The organism is Campylobacter sp. JH23 (genome assembly GCF_017846595.1).
Lineage (GTDB): Bacteria > Campylobacterota > Campylobacteria > Campylobacterales > Campylobacteraceae > Campylobacter_D > Campylobacter_D coli.
The window spans coordinates 159,844-178,509 of sequence record NZ_JAEQBP010000001.1; the positions used below are offsets into that span (position 1 = coordinate 159,844).

Genomic DNA, 18,666 nt, shown 5'->3' on the forward strand with positions numbered 1-18,666 from the left:
CTTTTAATGCAAAAATAAAGTTCTTTAGTTATAATTAGTTCGCAATATTTTTAAAGGTTGTTTTTAATGAAAAATTTAAGCGTTCAAGAAAAAAAAGATCTTGATAATTGTGTTTTCAAAACTCTTGGTAAAAAAGAACCCTCTGCTTTAGTGCTTTTATTTAAAAAAATACTTTTAAAATTAAAGACTTTCTTTTATTCTAAATAATACCATTTAAAATCATTTTTTGTAAAAGAAATATTCTTAAAAGATGGAGCCTGTATAAATAATTTGCATTCTTTATCTAAATTTTCCATTCCATAGACTTTCATAGCCATTCTAGAATTGTGTCTTGCTAGCTCTATGGCTACGCAAGCTTGATTGTTGATTTTATAAAGAAGTGTGCCTCCTTCTTTTTCATCTATATTTAAAATGCTTAAATTTTTATTTTTACTCATATCTTGTATATTTTTACTAAAAGCGAAACGCAATTTATAATATATCATAATATCTTGCATAGCCTTTTTAAGATCTTGCAAATTTTCATTGATAGAATATCCATTGTTTTTATACAATCTTAAAAAATCTTCATTAAGAAATTTTTGAAAGTCAGCATCCTTGCTTAATTTTTGACACTCATTATAGCTTTTAAGAATTCTTACCCGCCCTGCTTCTATCAAAAGCTCAAGGCAATTTTTATCATCTTGTAAAAATTGCACCAATTTAACTTCTTGAATTTTAAAATCTTTATTAGGCTTTTTTTCATATGCAAAATCATTGAGCTTTTCATAAACATTAGCAAGTGATAAAGAACAAAGACTAATAAGTATCGGAAATACTTTTTTCATTGAAAAAGCTCTGAATGTTGATTTTTTAAAAATTCTACCACTTCTAAAACTTCATCAACCCCTTCTTTGTTTGAATTTTCCAAGACACTGTCTATATTATCTATATAAGCTTCTATAGCACTTTCTAGCTTCTCTCTTTTAACACCTGCATATAAAAGCATAGCTTCTAAAACTATGCTTAATTCATATCTTAGATCTTCTAATTCATTTTTTAAATTTTTATTGTGTGTTTGTGGCATCTGAATTTCCTTTTTTAAGTTCTTTACTTTTTATCAAATCAACGATTTGAGCTTTGATATAGTTATAATTTGCTCCATCTTTATAAGCTGCAAAAAGCCCACCACTAGCATTTTTATGCCCTCCTCCACCTACTAGCTTTTTAGCCATCAAGCTTACATCAATCTTACCATTTGCACGAAAACTTAAGGTTTTTCTAGAGCTTACATCGATGAAAAAATCATAGTCAGGATTTTTAACTAAAAATTCATTACCTATGATAGAGGTATTGCCTATATTTGAGGTAAGAATTCCCTTATGACCCTCATATTCTATACTGAATTCTTCTTTTAACTCGCTAAGCTTTTCTACTACAAAATAAGAGATGAGATTAGAAAGAGTGTCATCATGATTTTTAGCAAAAAAATCTTTTTTAATAAAATGGATAGCATTATCTAGTAAAATATGTGAATTGGGTTGGTTTATAAATTTTCTTGCTCTTTCAAGCAAGAAAAACATATAAAAAACTTGAGCTTCTTTAAACATCACACGATTGATTTCTTTTGCATTGGCAATCAAACCCAAAAAAACTTTTCCAAGCTCAAAATTCGTATCCTCACTTAGCCAAATATCAACAGCATTTACAACCTGAGCAAAATTTAAAAGTTCTAAATCAGGCTTACAAATTTTAGAGAAAAAATCATAAGTGATTTTAGTCGCACATCTTTGATTATCCAGTAGATACCACGCGTATTTTTGAGCACACTCTTCACCGCTTTGATGATGATCTAATAAAAAGATTTTGATATTTTTTTCTTTACAAATTTTATCAAATTCTTCACACTGGTTTAAATTTAAATTCAAGTCAGTGATTAAAATAATAGCCTGCCCAAAACTATTATCTTTTTCTATATCTGCTAAAATTGCATTAAAATTTTCATTGATCTCTTTACCATAATTAGAATTATAAAAATTTACATTTTTAAAATAAAAATTGACTATATATTGACAGGCATAGCCATCAAGATCAGTATGTGAAAGATGATAAATTTTCATTGATTTCCTTAAAGTTCTATCCTAATAATACCTTCGGTATTAAAATTTGTATTTTCTGCTATTTCTGCAAAACTGAGTACAACTATATTGATATTAAAATTATAGCAAATATCAGCAATGAATTTTCTAAGTTGTGGCTCAACACAAAGTATAAAAGGCTTGATACGCCCATTTGCTACTGCGGCAACTTCAGCTCTTAAAGTGTCTACCAAAGTTCCTGTTTGCGCTACACTTAAAGGTAGATGGTAGCTACCATCTCTAAATTGCACATTTTCCATTAAAACTGCAGAACTAGCAGAGTCTAAAATGAAAATATCTAAATTTCCTTTATCGTCAAGATACATATTAGTAATCATTCTAGCCAAAGACGCCCTTACATGCTCTATAATCATATCAAAGCTTTTGCTTACTTCAGCAATATCGCTTATGGATTCTAAAATAGTCAGCATGTCTTTAATAGGTATATTGTGCTTGAGTAAATCTTTAAGAATTTTTTGAATAAGACTCACAGGAGCTACACCTAAAGCACCCTCTACTATGATTGGATAATCATTTTTAACCTTATCAAGAAGATTTTGCACCTCTTGGCGTGTAAGAAGTTCGCTTGCATGTGCTTTGATAAGCTCGCTCATATGCGTTGAGATCACACTTGCTGGATCTATAACGATATAGCCATTTAAAGTTGCTTCATCTTTTAAATTTGCATCTATCCAAAGTGCATCAGAGTTAAAAGCAGGTTCTTTTGTAGCAATCCCTTCAATCTCTTCTGTGATAAAGCCACTATCCATAGCCAAATATTTATCAGGATAAATTTCAGCACTTGCTATAGATACGCCCTTTAGTTTAAAGCTGTATTCATTGGGCTTAAGTCGTAAATTATCTCGAATTCTAATTTTTGGCATTAAAAAGCCCAAGCTTTCGGCAATACTTCTTCTCATGGAGCGAATTCTTTCGGTTAATTCGCTTTCGGCAAGTTTTATCAAACCATAACCTAGCTCAAGCTCTAAAATTTCAACCTTGAGTATATCGTTTATTTTATGCTCTTCTTCTTTTAAAATTTCTTCTTCGCTTTTTTTAGCAGGAGCAGTAACTCCGCCAGCCCCACCCGCTCCACTTGCAGCATTGGCCGCACTTGCTTTTGCTTTTTTAGGTGCATTAACTTCGATTTTACCCTCTTTTACCTGTTTGGTTAGATAACCAAGTCCTAAAAATACCAAAGCCATAAAACCTAGTGATAAATGTGGCAAACCTGGAACAAGAGCAAAGATAAAAAGGACAAAACCTACGATTAAAAGCGTTCGGTATTCGCTTAAAAGCTGTGTCAATGTCCCTTCGGCAAAATTTTCCTCATCCTTACTTGCGCGGGTAATGATAATAGCTGTTGCTGTAGAAGTGATAAGTCCTGGAATTTGTGATACAAGACCATCGCCTATGGTAAGTATAGTATAGGTGGAAGCTGCATCAGATAAGGCCATATCGTGCTGAAAAGCACCTATTAAAAAGCCGCCTATAATATTTATAATGGTTATAATAATACCTGCAACCGCATCCCCTTTGATAAATTTAGAAGAACCATCCATTGCACCATAGAAATTGGCTTCAGCGATAATTTCTTGACGCCTCGCTCTTGCAGTTTGCTCATCAATAAGTCCTGCATTTAAATCCGCATCGATAGCCATTTGTTTTCCTGGCATCGCATCAAGGGTAAATCTTGCTTGTACTTCAGAGACCCTTGTACTACCTTTGGTTACAACCATAAAGTTGATCAAAACCAAAATACAAAATACAATCACCCCAATGACCATATTTCCACCCACAACAAATTCTCCAAAGGCTGCGATGATCTCACTCACTGCTGCTGGACCATTCTGCCCTTCGCTTAGAATCATTCTTGTAGTGGCTATATTTAAAGAAAGTCTAAAAAGCGTAATGATGAGGATAAGAGTTGGAAAAGTGGTTAAATCCGTTGGTTTAGGGATATAAATAGAAATTAAAATAATAAGCACTGACAAAGCAATACTTAAAGCTAAAAAAAAGTCCAAAATAGGACTTGGCAAAGGAACGATAATAATAGCTAAAATACATACTATAAATCCAACTATAGTAAGGCTTTTAGCCCTTAATACAGGACCAATTAAAGGCCCCAAAAAAGGAAAAACAAGATCGACTAATTTATTTTTTGCCATTATGATTCATAATATCCGCTAGGGTAAGGGAGTCTAAAAATTCATCTACTTTGTTTTGTAAATTTACAAGCATTGGCATAAGAGTACAATTTTCTTCTTTGTTATTAGGGCATACTCCACCACTGCATTCAAAAACACTTACTTCTTTCTTTTCTGCACTATTGACAATTTCTTTTATGCTGTATTGACTTGGCTCTTTAATAAGAGCAAAACCACCTTTAGCGCCTTTGAAGGATTTTAATAAATTGTCTTTAGCTAGAGTTTGTAAAATTTTCGCTAAAAAACTTTTAGGAATATTAAGTTCTAATGCTAAAGAATCAACATCTTGAGGATTTTCTTTATGAGCGATATAAATCAAAGAAAGTAAAGCATACTCGCTAGCTTTGGTAAATAGCACGGATTTCTCCTTTTATTTAATAAAAAAATAGTTTTAATTATAATAAAAAAACCTTAGAAAATGGCTTAAAAAATGATGATTGAAATAAAAATATAAAATTCAGCTTATTTTTTGTTTTATTTGATATAATCTTAGCTTTTAAAATCACCAATCAGGAGGTCTATCATGGCTTTGGATTCGGCTAAAAAAGCAGAAATTGTTGCGAAATTCGCTAGAAAAGCGGGCGATACTGGCTCGACAGAAGTTCAAGTAGCACTTTTAAGTGCAAGAATTGCAGAACTTACAGAACATTTAAAAATCTACAAAAAAGATTTTTCTTCAAGATTAGGACTTTTAAAACTTGTAGGTCAAAGAAAAAGACTTTTAGCTTATCTAAAAAGAAAAGATTACAATTCTTATAGTAAATTAATTACAGAATTAAATCTCAGAGATAAATAAAATTTCACAAGCCCTTTTTTTCAGGGCTTGATCTTCAAATCATTCTTTAATCTTTTAAATTACCAAAGATTTATAAAATTTCTCTTTGTCCTTTAGAGTTTGGTTCGCTGAGCACTCCGCTTTCTGTAAGCTGATCAATAATATTGGCTGCGCGGTTGTATCCGATATTAAGCTTTCTTTGCAGATAAGAAATACTTGTTTTTCCATCGCTTAGTATAACGCGTTTGGCATCTTCATAAAGTTCATCATATTCGCCATTATTCATACTTTCACTACTTGTTACGCCCATACTTTGTTGATCTTTTAAAAAGCTTTCATCGTATTCTACGCTTTGTTGATCTTTTAAAAAGTCTACGATTTTTTCTATCTCAAATTCGCTTGCAAATGGAGCATGTAAACGAACGATAGAGCTTGTTCCAGGAGGAGTAAACAAACAATCCCCTCTACCTAACAAACTTTCAGCCCCCATAGCATCTAAGATAACTTTAGAGTCAATTTTTTGCCCTACTTTATAAGAAATTCTACTTGGTAAATTGGCCTTGATAAGCCCTGTTACAACATCTACCGATGGGCGTTGTGTCGCAACGATCAAATGAATTCCACTTGCTCTTGCCATTTGCGCTAAACGACCTATATAAAATTCCACATCCTTACCTGCAGTCATCATCAAATCAGCCAGTTCATCGATAATCACAACAATAAAAGGAAGTTCTTCTTCCCCTAGCTCTTTCATCTTTTCATTATAATTTTCTATGTTTTTAGTTTTTGCTTCAGCCATTAAACGATAGCGTCTTTCCATTTCTGCAACCATATTTGAAAGAGCATTAACTGCTTTTTTTGGATCGGTGATTACTGGTGTTAAAAGATGAGGGATGTCATTATAAATACTAAATTCAAGCATTTTTGGATCTATCATCATTAAGCGTAGAGTTTTTGGAGAGTTGCGATATAAAAGGCTTAAAAGCATAGAATTTATACCCACACTCTTTCCACTTCCTGTGGTTCCTGCAATGAGTAAATGTGGAAGTTTCTTAAGATCAGTTACAAAAGCATTTCCTACTATATCTTTACCCAAAGCTATGGTTAAAGGACTTTTTGCGTTTTTAAAGACTTCGCTTTCTAAAATTTCTCTTAAATAAATAGTTTGAATTTCATCATTTGGCACTTCTATACCCACTACATCTTTTCCAGGAATAGGCGCTTGGATACGGATTGACTTTGCCATTAAAGCCATGGTTAAATCATCTTGCAAATTTAAAATACGACTGACTTTCACATCTGCACTCGGACGAAATTCAAAAGTAGTTACAACAGGTCCTATGTAAGTGCTGATAACATCACCCCCTATTTTAAAACGACGCAATTTTTCAAGTAGATTATAGATTTTTTTATCAATTTCACTTTCATTAATCTCTTGCTTGTTGTGACTAGGGTTTGTTAGAAACTCAAGCGGTGGAAGCTCAAAATCTTTAGGTTTTTCCATTTCGCCCTGCTCTATTTCCCTAAGTAAAGCTTTGTTAAGCTCGATTTCTTTAGCTAAAATTGCTTTTTGCCTAGTGATTTCTTGGCTTGGTTCTTGTGAAATTTGCTCCTTGCTAAAGCTATTGTCTTGCTCTGTGATTTCATCTTTCTCTTGAATTGGGATTTGTTTATTTATTTGATTATTTAAAGGCTCTAGCTCTTCAATTTTTACAATAGGAGTAGGCTCTATATAAGGATGTTCCAATTCTTCAACTATGGGTATAAAATCATGGATGCTTTTATTTATGCTTTCCATTTTTTTGATTTCAATTTCACTTTCATCAAAGTCTATAATTTCAACCTCATTTGTCTTTTCTAAGATAGAAGGAATTGGTGCATTTTGTGTTTTTATTTCTTCTTTTGCGCTTGATACTTCTTGCAAAGGTGTACCAAAATTGTATTTACTTCCTTGTATGATATGATTTAAATTGGGCTCTAAACTATCCTTTTTTTCTAATTCTTTAATTTCTTCTTGAACTTTATTTTCTAAAATTTCATTTTGATAAGCTTTGTATTCTTGTTCTAATTTTGCCTCTTTCATTAAATTTTCTCTAAGCTCTAATTCTTTGGTAAAAATTTTTGGTTTTATTTCTTGCTTAGGTATAGAAATTTCAATATTTTTTCTTTTATAGCTTGGCTCATCTAAATTTTTATTGCTTGTGTCAATTTGTTTAATATCCTCAAGCTTTTTAGGTTTTAAAAATCGTTCTGGGATCATATCTACCTCTTCTTCTGAAATAAAATTAAAATCTTCATCAAGTTTTATACTCATTCTACTCGCTTTTTGGGCAAAATTTCTTACTTGTTGCGAGTTTTCATAAATGAAACTTTTAGCTTCTTTTATGCTTTCTTTATCTATCTCTACTTTTTCGTCTAAAATTTGGTTTTTGAGTTTTTCAAAGTTCTCTTTTGCGGTGATTATGGAATTTTTGCTTGCGTTTATATTGCTATATTTAACAAGCTCTTCTGTTGGATTTAAGTTTAAATTTTCGTTCTCATGTTGAATTTTTTCTTGAACGAAAGCTGTATTCTTTTCTAAAGTAACAATAGGTGCTTTAGGCTCTATCTTGCTTAAATCATCTTTTTCATTTTCTCCACCAAAAACTCTCATTAATAATACTTTTAAAGCATTTTCTATTTTGAGTAAAATATTAAAATTGATTTCAATTTTAAAAAGCTCTTTTGTAGTTTTTGGAAACAATAAAATAAAAGAAAAAAACAAAAGTAAAAGAGCGAAAATTCCGCTCCCAGTATGTCCCAAAATAGCAGAAAAAATCGCATAAGCAAGCTCTAGTATATAGCCTGAATTAGGATAAAAAACTGCAAATAAAAGCAAACTCGAGAAAAAGGCAAATCCTATACCAAAAAGCTCTCTTCTTGTAAAATTAGCTAATTTGTAATTTCTTTTATAATAAACATAATTTAAAATAAATAAGAAAAAAGGATAATAATACGCAAATTCTCCAAACAAAAACAAATTTGCCTTATAAAGCCAAACTCCCATATCTGGAGCTAGCATACAAAGACACAGATAAAAGATACCAAAAGTAGAACTTGTAAAGATGGCTTCTTTTTTGATGATTTTTCCTTGAAAATAATTTTTTAAGAAGCCATTATAGCATAGTTTTTTTACATATAATTTAATAAGCTAAGTTGAGAAATTGTTGTACTAGCTTTAAGAGAAGCTTGATAAGCAAGCTGTGTTTGCATTAAATTCATCATCGCCTCACCATAATCTACATCAATCACATTTGATTTTATACTTTGGACATTAACGCTTAAAAAGGATGTGCGTGTATTAACACCTTCGATAGTATTATGATATGCTCCCATAGTTGTATTAAGCTTGCTAACATGATCTGCTAAATGATCAAGTCTTTCTAAAGCTCCTTGCATACCTGTATTTCTAGGGTTTTCACTTTCGGAGTCTGCTCTCATATTGCCTTTTAAAACAGCATCAATCATTGAATCTAAATCTTTAATAATATCCACATTTGGCTCATCTATAGTTAAAGAATTATTCGCGCTAAAACTAAAATTTGGACCATTTTGTACAGTAGAAGTTGTGGTAAAAGGAGGTGCTGGAAATTGGCCACTTTGAGAATCACTAAGAGAAATTTCTATATTAGTGCCTGAAGAAAGTTTATCAGTAACACTAATACGACCTTTATAATCCATACTTACATCAACAGTAGCTTGTGAATCTTTCATGAGTTGTTGTATTTGGGTATAATCTGCATTATTAATTTGACCATTATTGGCTTGTATGGTTGTTGTAGGAATTTTATCTGCAGCAAACATACCTATAATATCATTAATTTGACCATAAGTAATATCATTTGATCCTGTAACAACCCCACTATTTCCAGTTGCAGGATTAGTATGCATAATAGGAAAGCTTATGGTTTGACCTGGATTATTAGGATCAGGATAGCTTACAGTTGAAGTTTGTAAATTTATAGTAACATCGTAAGAATTTCCACCTTTGGAATTGACTTTTAAATTTAAAGTAGTACCATTTAGGCTATCTCCTGCCATTACCTCGCTAAGTTTGGTTGAATCAGTGGCATAAGCATTGCTTCCTTTGATAACTTGAGAAACATTACCATAAACAGTATTGCCATTTTTTTCAAAATACACATTATCGTAATCAGCTCCATTAGCAGCATTTCCATCTGTATCTGTCATTTTACTTTTGATAAAATCAGTTTGTTTTAAATCAATTTCAAAGTTTTGTCCGTTAATTTGAATGGTTACAGGATTATTTAAATTTGTAATATCTCCATTACTAGGAGCAGCCGTAGCAGCTTGCATAACCCTATTTGTAACTTCATTCATTGAAATACCCTCTTGATTAGCAGCTTCAATAATATTTTTAAGTTCATCTTTGGTATCAGCTTGTGGTGTGAAAGCTACAGCATGAAAATCGAGTTTATTATTACCTTGCTTTAGATCTGTAATTTGAATTTGACCACTATCATTCATACTTACTTCTACTACTTTATTATTTGGAGTATTACCATAAAGAGCTCCAATATTTTCCATTACATCTTCTAAAGTATCTTCGGGTTTGACGAGTACAGCACTTTTAAAACTTGTTCCATCGGGTCTTGTACCTTGAACATAAAGAGTTGTTGGAGGAAAATCTAGTTTGCTATCATCATACTCAAAGTCTTTGTCAGCATCTAAGCTATTATCTTTTACATAACTTTGTCCGATAAGTTGTTGCCATTTAGAATCTCCTGTGAGATATTTAGTTTTATCAGGGTCTTTATTTAAATCCCAACGATTATCTGTAAAACTAACATTAGTGCTTATTTGTTTTTTATAGTCTCCATCTGCTTTAAAAAATAAATCCCAACCTGGTATATTGTATGGGCTTTCAGTTCCAGCTCCAGTTACTACATTAATATTATTTTTATCTCCATAATAATTTCCATTAGAATCAAAAGGTTTGTTTGCAACTTGAGAACCCGCAAAAAGATATTGTCCATTAACGCTAGTATTAGCAAGCTGAACTATGCTTTCTTTAATGCGTTCTAATTCTTTGGCTATAGCCTCTCTTGAAGTTTGAGAATTACTATCGCTTGCTGCTTGAGTAACCTTTACTTTAAAATCCTCAAGAAGCTTAACCATATCTTGTAAAGCTTTCATGCTATTTTGCGTCATTTCTTTAGCTGAGTTTGTAGCTTGTTTAACTTGCTCTAAAGTTTTGAGTTCATATTCAAGGCGAGTATTATCTATATAAACACTTGCATCTTCATAAGAATTTTGGATTTTAATCCCTGATGAAAGTTGCTGCGAAATCTGATACAAAGAGCTTTGAGCGCCCATAGAAGTGCTTATAGAATTTGTAAAGTTGAGTTTATTTGTAATTCTCATATTCATCCTTGGAGTTTTGATTTAAATAAATCTTTTCAAACATTGCTTTGTAAATACAAGCAATAATTGTTCCAATTTTATTTTTACAATATCGGCATCAATAAAAATTTAATAATATTTTATCCTTAAAAAATTTTGATATTTTTCATACAAAACTCCATTTAAGCAAATAAAAAATAAATTTTAAAATATTTTATATATTTTTAAAGTCTTTTTTAGTCTAAAATAGATATAATTACACCTTTATAAAGCCTGAGTGGTGAAACTGGTAGACGCGCCAGACTCAAAATCTGGTAAGGGTAACCTTGTGTCGGTTCGAGTCCGACCTCAGGCACCATTCCACTTGAATTTAACTAACTTCAAAGATTTTATTATAAAAATATTTATCATTTGTATTTTTATTGTTTCCATTTGTTTTGAAAAATTCATTTAATATTAGTTTTTCCCAGTTAAAGCATTTATTATAATATATGAAGAATATTTTTATGCAAGCAAATATGCTTTAAATTATGTTAAACATTTAATTATAAATTATTTAAAAACAATAAGCTCACTCTCTTAAAATAAGATAAAAATAGCCCTATATTCTTAAATAAGATTAAAAATGTATGATTAAACTTAAATTAAATTAAAATTTGATGTAGTTCGCGCAATAGAGAAAGTTTAAATAAAAAATTAAAAAGTCATATTTATTTAAACTGAAATATTTGTATTATTTTTCATAAAAAAATTATGATACAAATAAAAATCTATTACCAATAACTAAAAAAAAAGGGGGGGGGTTATGGAAGCAAAAGGAATAGCGATATTTCCTGCAAATGTTGCATTTAATAAAAAAACAAATGCTTTTTTTTACTGAATTGGAAGATCAGTTTTTAAAAGGAGAAGTCGGCAAAAGTAGCATAAAATTAGACTTCGAATACTATATTTTATATTCTCAATTTTTACAAAATAGATAGAGAATCCTTAATTTCTGGAAGAAACTATGAACTTGTGTTTTGCTTTTTACTTTATTATAGAGCTTTATTAAATAAAAACAATACTCAAAAAATCGTAGCAAAAATAATCAATGCTATACGCTGTCAAGAAAGATTACCAGAGAAAATACATTATAAAGAAAAAATAATTTGCATGGATAATCACCATAGAGATCTTTCTCAAATATTAAGCTCGTGTGTTGTGGAATTTTATAATTCAATTGATCTATACAATACCTTCAGAAAAAATATAGGATTTGAAAATAGAAAAAAATAGCGATAGAAATGCTAAATCGCGCATCAGAGCACTATGGTTTTTTTGGATTAAATAGAGGAGGAATAACATATAAAGAAACAAAAATCTCTTGTGCCCCCATACCAGTTTTAAATGAATTTCATCATGCCATGTCGCATTTATGCGAAGTATTTTTAAAAGATGATGCACGATATACCAATCTAGAAAGAGCAATCCCTCACTTTAAACGCGGAATGATGGATATATATAAAACAATCATCAGAGATTTTCTTATATTAAACCAAGATGCTTTAGGAGTCAAACAAGAAGCTCTAAAAATAAGAGAATTAGAATATCAAACCATAGGAAAACCCAAAAAAGTAACAAAAAATCCTACCTCAAACCTAATCAGCAAAAAAGAAGAAAAAGTTATCCCAGGATATAAAGAATTATGTGAAAGAATTGTCAGACAAAGTAAAAATACAAACTAAAAGCGATATGAATTAAGCTTTAGTATGCAGTTTTGGCTTATTGACTTGCTATTTTGTATACTTAAAGCTATCTTTGATATTTAATTTCAAATTTTAACAATTAAAAAATTAAAAATTTTATAAGATTTAATTATTATCAATGCAAAGGTAAAACAAAATAAAAATTTTTAGGCCAAATTTCAAATTTTAATTCTCCTTTATGAGTATTAATGATTTCTTTAGAAAGTGATAAGCCTAATCCATTGCCTTTAAGTTTAGTTGTCTTAAAAGCTTCAAAAACTGCATTTTCATCTTTGATTTCACAACCATTATCATAAACTCTAATGTATAAATTTTGCTCATCACAGCTTGCTTGAATTTTGATTTTAGGATTTTCACACTCGCTTTCTTCAATCGCATCTATGGCATTATAAATTAAATTTTGCAAAACCAAAGACAAAAGTGCTTTATCTCCATAAATTTTCATATCTAAAAACTTAATTTCAAAATCAATTTGAGATGAGTAGTTGTAAGAATTTATGGCACTTTCGCACTCTTCTGTTAATTCTAAAAGATTAAACTCATTTGCATTGATGTGCACACCTTTAGTAAAAAGTAAAGTAGAATTTACGATACGCTCTACCCTAGCAATAGCCTTTTGAATTTCAAGTACGATATGTTTGTTTTTAAGTTCGCTACGAGAAAAAAGTGTAGAAGCAAGCAAGGATATAGATCCTATAGGATTTCTTATCTCATGTGCTAAATGCGCCGCCACACTTCCCATACTAGCAAGTCTTTCATTACGCTTTTCATCGCTAATATCCGTAGCTGAAACTATGGTTTTTTCATTATGAGCGATAATTTTAACCGCATAAAATCTATTCTCAAATTCAAGCTCATCACGATTTTTTTCAAGACTGATAATATCAAGCAATTTAGGTTTTTTCAAGGCTTCTTGATTTTGCAAAATAATATTTTTTTCTTTATCTAAAATCCAAAGCGCACTAGGCAAAACCTCGATAATCTCATCTACCATAGCACGCAAAGAATTGTAATTTTCATTTAAAATTTTATATTCATTTTCTACGATATAAGTTTGCTCTATAAGGCTTTGTAAGCCTTTTTGTAAGGTTTCTTTTTCACTTGAATCAAGACTTTTTAAAATATTTTCATTCATTTATCTTCCTCTAATAAAATTTTAAAATCATTTAAATCTAGCAAAAGTAAATCTTGCTTGCAAATTTTATAAAATTCTTTACTAAAACCATTTTTTGAAATGATAATATAATTATTTGGTTCTAACTTTAAAGATTTTGCTTTTGATTCTAAAAGATTTAAAATATTTCTACAAATTTTTTTATTTTTAAATTTAACTTCACCGATAAAACTTATCTCATCATCCTTATAATAAAGATCAAGTTCTAAATTTTTATCCCAATAACTTTGCACCCCACTCACTTGAAATTTTTTCTCAAGTAATTCCCTAGAGAGCTGTTCAAAACAAAAACTTTGATAAAGCTCAAATTTCTCTTTAATCAATCCCAAAACTTCTTCATAACGATTTTGTAAAATCAACTTTTCATTGGGCTTTAAAAAATAAAAAAAGAAACGGGTGAAGTGATTGGCAAAGATAATTTTATCTTGTATCACATAAGATCTCAATTCTTTTTTAAGTTTTTGTCGTTTATCTTTTATCCTTTTTGCTTCTTTGCTATGCTCAAGTTTTATAATCCCCGCTCTTAAAAGATATTTTAAAGTTGATAAAGCTTTAAAATGCTGAATTTTTCTATTGATAGAAAAACGCTTACGATTGTTTTTAGCCAGTAAGCTAAGAGCATAAGAAGCGGTTTCATCAAGCTTAAAATAATCTTTAATATGTAAGTAATTTTTCAATAAAAGATATTCTATATTCTCAAACACATCTTCTTCAAAATTTAAACTATCTAAACTCTCAAAACCCTCAAAAACACTATAAAAATCAAAAATTTTAGCTAAAGCTGAAGTATTGCAAAATTTTGCAAAGTGATTAAAATTTATATTTTTCCTTTTTAAAAGTATTTTTATAGTATAATTTTAGCAAATTTTTAAAGGATTGTGCTTGCAAATTTCAGATTTAAAAAAAGAAATAATTTTAAAAAAAGGCACCTTGCATTTTGACTTTACAGCTAGTGCTTTAGCGCTAAAATGCGTGGAAAAAGAAATTGCTAAAATACTACCAAGCTATGCCAATACTCATTCTGATAGCTCTTTAAACTCTTTTAAAACTCAACAAATTTATGAACAAGCACGCAAAGATATCAAAACAAGCCTTGATTTAAGCGATGAATTTGCACTTATTGCTTGTGGATCAGGCTCTAGCAGCGCCATTAAAAAATTTCAAGAATTGCTTGGAATTTACATCCCGCCACTTATCAAAGAAAAGTATTTTGATAAAGTGGATAAAAACACCCTACCCTTAGTTATCGTAGGGCCTTACGAACATCATTCTAACGAGCTTTCTTTTCGCGAAGGTTTGTGTGAATGCATAAGAATTCCCCTAGATAAAAAAGGAAATATAGACTTTGAAATCTTAGAAAAAGTTTTAAAAGAAAATCAACACAGAAAAATCATTGCTAGTTTTTCCCTCGCTTCAAATGTTACAGGTATATTAAGTGATTATAAACGCATTTCTAAGTTAGTGCGTAAATTTAAAGGCATAGTCGCTTTTGATGCGTCAAGCTTTATCCCTTATAAAAATATAGCCTGCAAGTATTATGATGCTTTATTTATAAGCTCTCATAAATTAATCGGCGGCATAGGAGGTTCTGGTCTTTTAGCAATTAAAAAAGAACTTTGCGGAAGTAAACCTAGTTTTGCCGCAGGAGGGACTGTAGGCTATGTTTCGCGTACCTCTCAATGCTATCTTTGCAATGAAGAGGCTTTAGAAGAAGGAGGGACTCCTGGAATTTTACAACTCATTCGTGCGAGCTTAGCTTTTAAAATAAAGGATGAAATAGGCATAGAAGAAATAGAAAAAAAAGAAGAAATTTTAAAAGAATACTTCTTTGAAAAACTAAAAATAATACCTCATTTAATCCTATATGCTAATAATATAAAAACTCGCTTACCTATCTTTGCTTTTAATATTAAAAATATTTCTCCTTTTGACTTAGCCTATGAACTGAGTAAAAAATACCACATAGAAACACGTGCGGGATGTGCTTGCGCTGGTCCTTATGGGCATGATTTATTGGGCTTAAAGGACAATGAGGAATTAAAAACTAAACCGGGTTGGCTAAGAATTAGTTTGCATTATACTCATGAAAAAGAAGATATTGATTATTTCTTTGAAGCACTGCAAAAAAGTATCGCTAAATTAAAATTTTAAAGATGGCGCAGCGGACGGGGCTCGAACCCGCGACCTCCGCCGTGACAGGGCGGCATTCTAACCAGCTGAACTACCGCTGCACCTAAGAAGTAATAATTGAATGGTGGTCACTATAAGACTCGAACTTATGACATCCACCTTGTAAGGGTGGCGCTCTACCAACTGAGCTAAGCGACCTTAATTTTTGGCGACCCCTAGAGGATTTGAACCTCTGTTTCCACACAGAGAGAGTGTTGTCCTGGGCCACTAGACGAAAGGGTCTAAACCCGATAAGTGGTGTCCCGTGTTGGATTCGAACCAACGGCCCCCTCCTTAAAAGGGAGATGCTCTACCGGCTGAGCTAACGAGACATATGGCGCAGCGGACGGGGCTCGAACCCGCGACCTCCGCCGTGACAGGGCGGCATTCTAACCAGCTGAACTACCGCTGCACCTAAGAAGTAATAATTTAATGGTGGTCACTATAAGACTCGAACTTATGACATCCACCTTGTAAGGGTGGCGCTCTACCAACTGAGCTAAGCGACCTTAAAAAATAAATGGTGTCCCGTGTTGGATTCGAACCAACGGCCCCCTCCTTAAAAGGGAGATGCTCTACCGGCTGAGCTAACGAGACATTTTTTAAATGAAAATGTGATTATGCCAAAATATATATCGATTTGTCAAGGAAATTTAGCTTATTTTTGATATTTTCTTTCTAAATAGCGTGAAAATACACCTATAGGTAAGGTTAAGATAAGATATGCAAAAGCTAAAACGATATATCCTTCCAAGGTTGCAAAGATATATGAATTCACTTCTTGTATACTTTGGGTAAGCTCATTAAGTGCAATCACGCTTAATAAAGAACTGTCTTTGATAAGGTTAGCAAGTTGCCCACTAATAGGAGCTAAAATATTTTTAATAGCTTGAGGAAAAATGATGTATAAAAAAATTTGCCTTTCGCTAAGTCCTAAAGCCCTAGCGCTTTCTATTTGAATGATAGGTACACTTAAAATCCCTGCTCTAAAAATTTCAGATAAATAAGCTGCTGAAAACATGGAAAGGATAAATATCCCTACGATGTAGCGATCATCAAATCCTAAGCTATTTGCAATGATATAAAAAACTAAAAGCACTTGCACAAGCAAGGGGGTTCCTCGTATAAGCTCCACATATAAAGTAGCAAAAAATCTCAAAATAATAATCTTACTTAAAGAAAAAAAGCAAATTACAATCCCCAAAAATATACTGCATATTAAAGCAAAAAAACTAACAGATAGGGTTTGAAAAAAACCATAGATAATTTTATTTTTATATTCTAGTAAAGAAACAAAATTGAAATGATAAGCACTCACACTAAAGCTAAAATAAAAAAATAAGCTTAAAATAAAAATTAAAACCAAAGAATTAAAAAATATCGTTTTTTTAGAAAGTGGTGCTTGAAATTTAAAATTTTTACATTTTTGTATAAATAAAGACAAGTTTTCTCCTTTTATTGTAGATATTTTAGCCAAAGTCTAATTAAATTTAATTAAGCTCTAATTTTAAAATTTTTTATAAGTTAAACTTAACTATGATTATAAAAACAAAATAAGGAAACTAAAATGCTGATTTTAGGACACTATTTATTAACACAAAATTCAAATTTTTGCTTTATTGATGAAAGCAAAAAACTAAAAAAAGATCAAATTTCTTGCTTTTTGTATAATGAAGAAATCATCCAAAATGCAAAAAATGAAAATTTGGATTTTGCTGTTTTGATACAAGATAAAAATGAAATTTTTCTAAGCAATGCTTTAGGGGCTAAATTTTTACTTTTTGATGATGAAAATTTAGCTCGTTTTGCTTCTGAAGTAGCGGAATTTTATCTCTTTGATAGCAAAATTTTACTCCTAGTAGAAAATTTACATAAGCTTGAAAAAGCTTATGAATTAAGACTTGATGGAGTGATTTTAAAAAGTCTAATACAAGATTATCATTAAGAAAAAAAATCATCCTTGATGATAATCTTTATTTAAATTTCTAGTAAAATACATAGCTGCATAAATTCCAAACATAGCTATAAAGGTTCCTATCAATAATGCATATTCATCTTGCTTTAACATAATAAACAAACATAAATATAAAATAAATAAAATCGTAGCCATTACTATAGCAAAACGCTTTTGCCCCATGATGCTTAAAGTGTAAAGTGATAAAGGTATAATTATAGCCAAGCTTGAAAAAAGATAAGCAAAATTAAATCCTATGCGCTCGCTAAAACTTAAAAGCATAAGGTAAAATACTATCAAACTTGCTCCTAAAATCGCGTATTGAAGTAAAATAACATTTTTCTTTGAAGCAAGCTCGCATAAAAACAACACCAAGAAAGTTAAAATAATAAACAAATACCCATATTTTATCATACGATCGATCAAGCGATACTCATCCACCCCTTGATAAAACTCAACACTCAATCTTCTTTTCTCCACCCTATCATTTGAGATGCTATTTTGAAATTCATAAAAAGCACTAAAGCCCTTTTTATCGATAGAATAATCATTTGGCAAAGCATATTCAAAGGAAGGGTTTGTAGCATTTGAGTTTATATGTATGATATTTTCTTTAGCTTGCATATTAGCATCAAAAGAGTCATAACCTTTTAATTGTAAAGTTCCACTTACCCATAAAACATCTTTTAAGATATTAAATTGTAAATCTTTTAAATTTCCATTTGAAAATTGGATAGAATTTTCATCAAAATTGCTTAAATTTTCCATATTAAAACTTGCATTAAAATCCACGAAAGCAGTATAAAGCGGAATTTTATAAATACCCTTAATGCGTTCTTGATATTTTAAATCCACCCAAAGCTCTAATTTATTAGGCAAAATTTTTTCATTTAAACTTGGCGTATAAAACTCATCACTACCCCAAGCTTTTCCCATCAATGAAATAACATTTTGTGCATTATATTTTCTATCTTCTACTAAGGTTTTTAACATCAATAAAGGAATAAGTAAAACTATGCTTATAATAAAAATCAAAACACCTTTTAAAGTAAGAGATTTTAATCTTTGATTTCTAGCATACTCTTGCATGAATTTATTTTCGTCAAATTTTTGCTCCATCTT

General features: G+C 30.8%; 16 protein-coding genes and 8 tRNA genes. 6 read left to right on the forward strand and 18 right to left on the reverse strand.

The features are described 5' to 3' along the window. Nucleotides 1-66: 66 nt before the first annotated feature. A complete protein-coding gene (locus KAR88_RS00800) occupies nucleotides 67-207 on the forward strand; it encodes a hypothetical protein (RefSeq protein WP_002781373.1) in 141 nt (46 codons plus the stop codon). Here KAR88_RS00800 and KAR88_RS00805 read toward each other — a convergent pair. From KAR88_RS00805 to KAR88_RS00825, 5 genes are read right to left on the reverse strand one after another with little or no spacing between them, the layout of a single operon-like run. Continuing rightward, entirely contained in the window at nucleotides 195-827 is a 633-nt protein-coding gene (locus tag KAR88_RS00805) for a hypothetical protein (protein WP_002776932.1), read from the reverse strand. The two genes, KAR88_RS00800 and KAR88_RS00805, sit on opposite strands and share 13 nt — an antisense overlap. After that, nucleotides 824-1,066: a hypothetical protein gene (locus KAR88_RS00810; RefSeq protein WP_002776930.1), complete on the reverse strand. Its 243-nt coding sequence runs from the start codon at nucleotides 1,064-1,066 to the stop codon at nucleotides 824-826. The genes KAR88_RS00805 and KAR88_RS00810 overlap by 4 nt, the downstream gene beginning before the upstream one ends. Continuing rightward, nucleotides 1,047-2,099 carry a DHH family phosphoesterase gene (locus KAR88_RS00815; protein ID WP_002795345.1) on the reverse strand — a complete coding sequence of 351 codons (1,053 nt, stop codon included), beginning with the start codon at nucleotides 2,097-2,099 and terminating at the stop codon, nucleotides 1,047-1,049. Before KAR88_RS00815 ends, KAR88_RS00810 begins: the two co-directional genes overlap by 20 nt. A gap of 8 nt (nucleotides 2,100-2,107) precedes the next feature. Next, the gene (flhA, locus tag KAR88_RS00820) at nucleotides 2,108-4,285 is read right to left on the reverse strand and encodes a flagellar biosynthesis protein FlhA (RefSeq protein WP_002776926.1); all 2,178 of its coding nucleotides are present in this window, start codon (nucleotides 4,283-4,285) and stop codon (nucleotides 2,108-2,110) included. Then, nucleotides 4,272-4,682, reverse strand: a complete 411-nt coding sequence (locus KAR88_RS00825; protein ID WP_002776925.1) for an RrF2 family transcriptional regulator — start codon at nucleotides 4,680-4,682, stop codon at nucleotides 4,272-4,274. The genes flhA and KAR88_RS00825 overlap by 14 nt, the downstream gene beginning before the upstream one ends. A gap of 165 nt (nucleotides 4,683-4,847) precedes the next feature. On the opposite strand from KAR88_RS00825, the gene rpsO reads away from it, so the two are divergent. Continuing rightward, entirely contained in the window at nucleotides 4,848-5,120 is a 273-nt protein-coding gene (gene rpsO, locus KAR88_RS00830; RefSeq protein WP_002781371.1) for a 30S ribosomal protein S15, read from the forward strand. 70 nt (nucleotides 5,121-5,190) lie between these two features. Here rpsO and KAR88_RS00835 read toward each other — a convergent pair whose 3' ends face one another. Both KAR88_RS00835 and flgL read right to left on the reverse strand, forming a co-directional pair. Next, nucleotides 5,191-8,160, reverse strand: a complete 2,970-nt coding sequence (locus tag KAR88_RS00835) for a DNA translocase FtsK (protein ID WP_002784742.1) — start codon at nucleotides 8,158-8,160, stop codon at nucleotides 5,191-5,193. 110 nt (nucleotides 8,161-8,270) lie between these two features. Continuing rightward, nucleotides 8,271-10,523 carry a flagellar hook-associated protein FlgL gene (gene flgL, locus KAR88_RS00840; protein ID WP_057037223.1) on the reverse strand — a complete coding sequence of 751 codons (2,253 nt, stop codon included), beginning with the start codon at nucleotides 10,521-10,523 and terminating at the stop codon, nucleotides 8,271-8,273. Between the two features lie 250 nt (nucleotides 10,524-10,773). Between flgL and KAR88_RS00845 the strand changes: the two genes are divergently transcribed. Beyond that, a tRNA-Leu gene (locus KAR88_RS00845) sits at nucleotides 10,774-10,860 on the forward strand. Between the two features lie 925 nt (nucleotides 10,861-11,785). Continuing rightward, nucleotides 11,786-12,226: a hypothetical protein gene (locus KAR88_RS08780; RefSeq protein WP_225982159.1), complete on the forward strand. Its 441-nt coding sequence runs from the start codon at nucleotides 11,786-11,788 to the stop codon at nucleotides 12,224-12,226. Nucleotides 12,227-12,362: 136 nt separating this feature from the next. Here the strand turns inward: KAR88_RS08780 and KAR88_RS00855 are convergent, their stop codons facing one another. Together KAR88_RS00855 and KAR88_RS00860 are read right to left on the reverse strand one after the other, a co-directional pair. Then, entirely contained in the window at nucleotides 12,363-13,382 is a 1,020-nt protein-coding gene (locus tag KAR88_RS00855; protein ID WP_002784756.1) for a HAMP domain-containing sensor histidine kinase, read from the reverse strand. Further along, nucleotides 13,379-14,263 (reverse strand): DUF234 domain-containing protein, encoded by an 885-nt coding sequence (locus KAR88_RS00860; RefSeq protein WP_025431512.1) that lies wholly within the window; start codon nucleotides 14,261-14,263, stop codon nucleotides 13,379-13,381. Before KAR88_RS00860 ends, KAR88_RS00855 begins: the two co-directional genes overlap by 4 nt. Nucleotides 14,264-14,297: 34 nt before the next feature. Here KAR88_RS00860 and KAR88_RS00865 point away from each other — a divergent pair, with 34 nt between their 5' ends. Next, complete coding sequence (locus KAR88_RS00865; protein WP_072213556.1) at nucleotides 14,298-15,572, forward strand: aminotransferase class V-fold PLP-dependent enzyme; 1,275 nt, start codon at nucleotides 14,298-14,300, stop codon at nucleotides 15,570-15,572. Between the two features lie 3 nt (nucleotides 15,573-15,575). Here the strand turns inward: KAR88_RS00865 and KAR88_RS00870 are convergent. The 8 genes from KAR88_RS00870 to KAR88_RS00905 all read right to left on the reverse strand — a co-directional run bounded on the left by KAR88_RS00870 (nucleotide 15,576) and on the right by KAR88_RS00905 (nucleotide 17,034). Beyond that, nucleotides 15,576-15,652 (reverse strand) — tRNA-Asp (locus tag KAR88_RS00870). A gap of 21 nt (nucleotides 15,653-15,673) precedes the next feature. Next, nucleotides 15,674-15,749, reverse strand: a tRNA-Val gene (locus KAR88_RS00875). Nucleotides 15,750-15,757: 8 nt separating this feature from the next. Next, nucleotides 15,758-15,833, reverse strand: a tRNA-Arg gene (locus tag KAR88_RS00880). 13 nt (nucleotides 15,834-15,846) lie between these two features. Next, a tRNA-Lys gene (locus KAR88_RS00885) sits at nucleotides 15,847-15,922 on the reverse strand. Nucleotides 15,923-15,925: 3 nt separating this feature from the next. Continuing rightward, nucleotides 15,926-16,002, reverse strand: a tRNA-Asp gene (locus KAR88_RS00890). A 21-nt stretch (nucleotides 16,003-16,023) separates the two neighbouring features. Continuing rightward, nucleotides 16,024-16,099 (reverse strand) — tRNA-Val (locus KAR88_RS00895). Between the two features lie 12 nt (nucleotides 16,100-16,111). Then, nucleotides 16,112-16,187 (reverse strand) — tRNA-Lys (locus KAR88_RS00900). A gap of 61 nt (nucleotides 16,188-16,248) precedes the next feature. Continuing rightward, complete coding sequence (locus KAR88_RS00905) at nucleotides 16,249-17,034, reverse strand: amino acid ABC transporter permease (protein WP_002776916.1); 786 nt, start codon at nucleotides 17,032-17,034, stop codon at nucleotides 16,249-16,251. 123 nt (nucleotides 17,035-17,157) lie between these two features. Here KAR88_RS00905 and KAR88_RS00910 point away from each other — a divergent pair, with 123 nt between their 5' ends. Further along, complete coding sequence (locus KAR88_RS00910) at nucleotides 17,158-17,535, forward strand: hypothetical protein (RefSeq protein WP_002776914.1); 378 nt, start codon at nucleotides 17,158-17,160, stop codon at nucleotides 17,533-17,535. A 9-nt stretch (nucleotides 17,536-17,544) separates the two neighbouring features. Here KAR88_RS00910 and KAR88_RS00915 read toward each other — a convergent pair whose 3' ends face one another. Continuing rightward, on the reverse strand, nucleotides 17,545-18,663 hold the full coding sequence (locus KAR88_RS00915; protein WP_002829989.1) for an inner membrane CreD family protein: 1,119 nt from the start codon (nucleotides 18,661-18,663) through the stop codon (nucleotides 17,545-17,547). Nucleotides 18,664-18,666 lie beyond the last annotated feature (3 nt).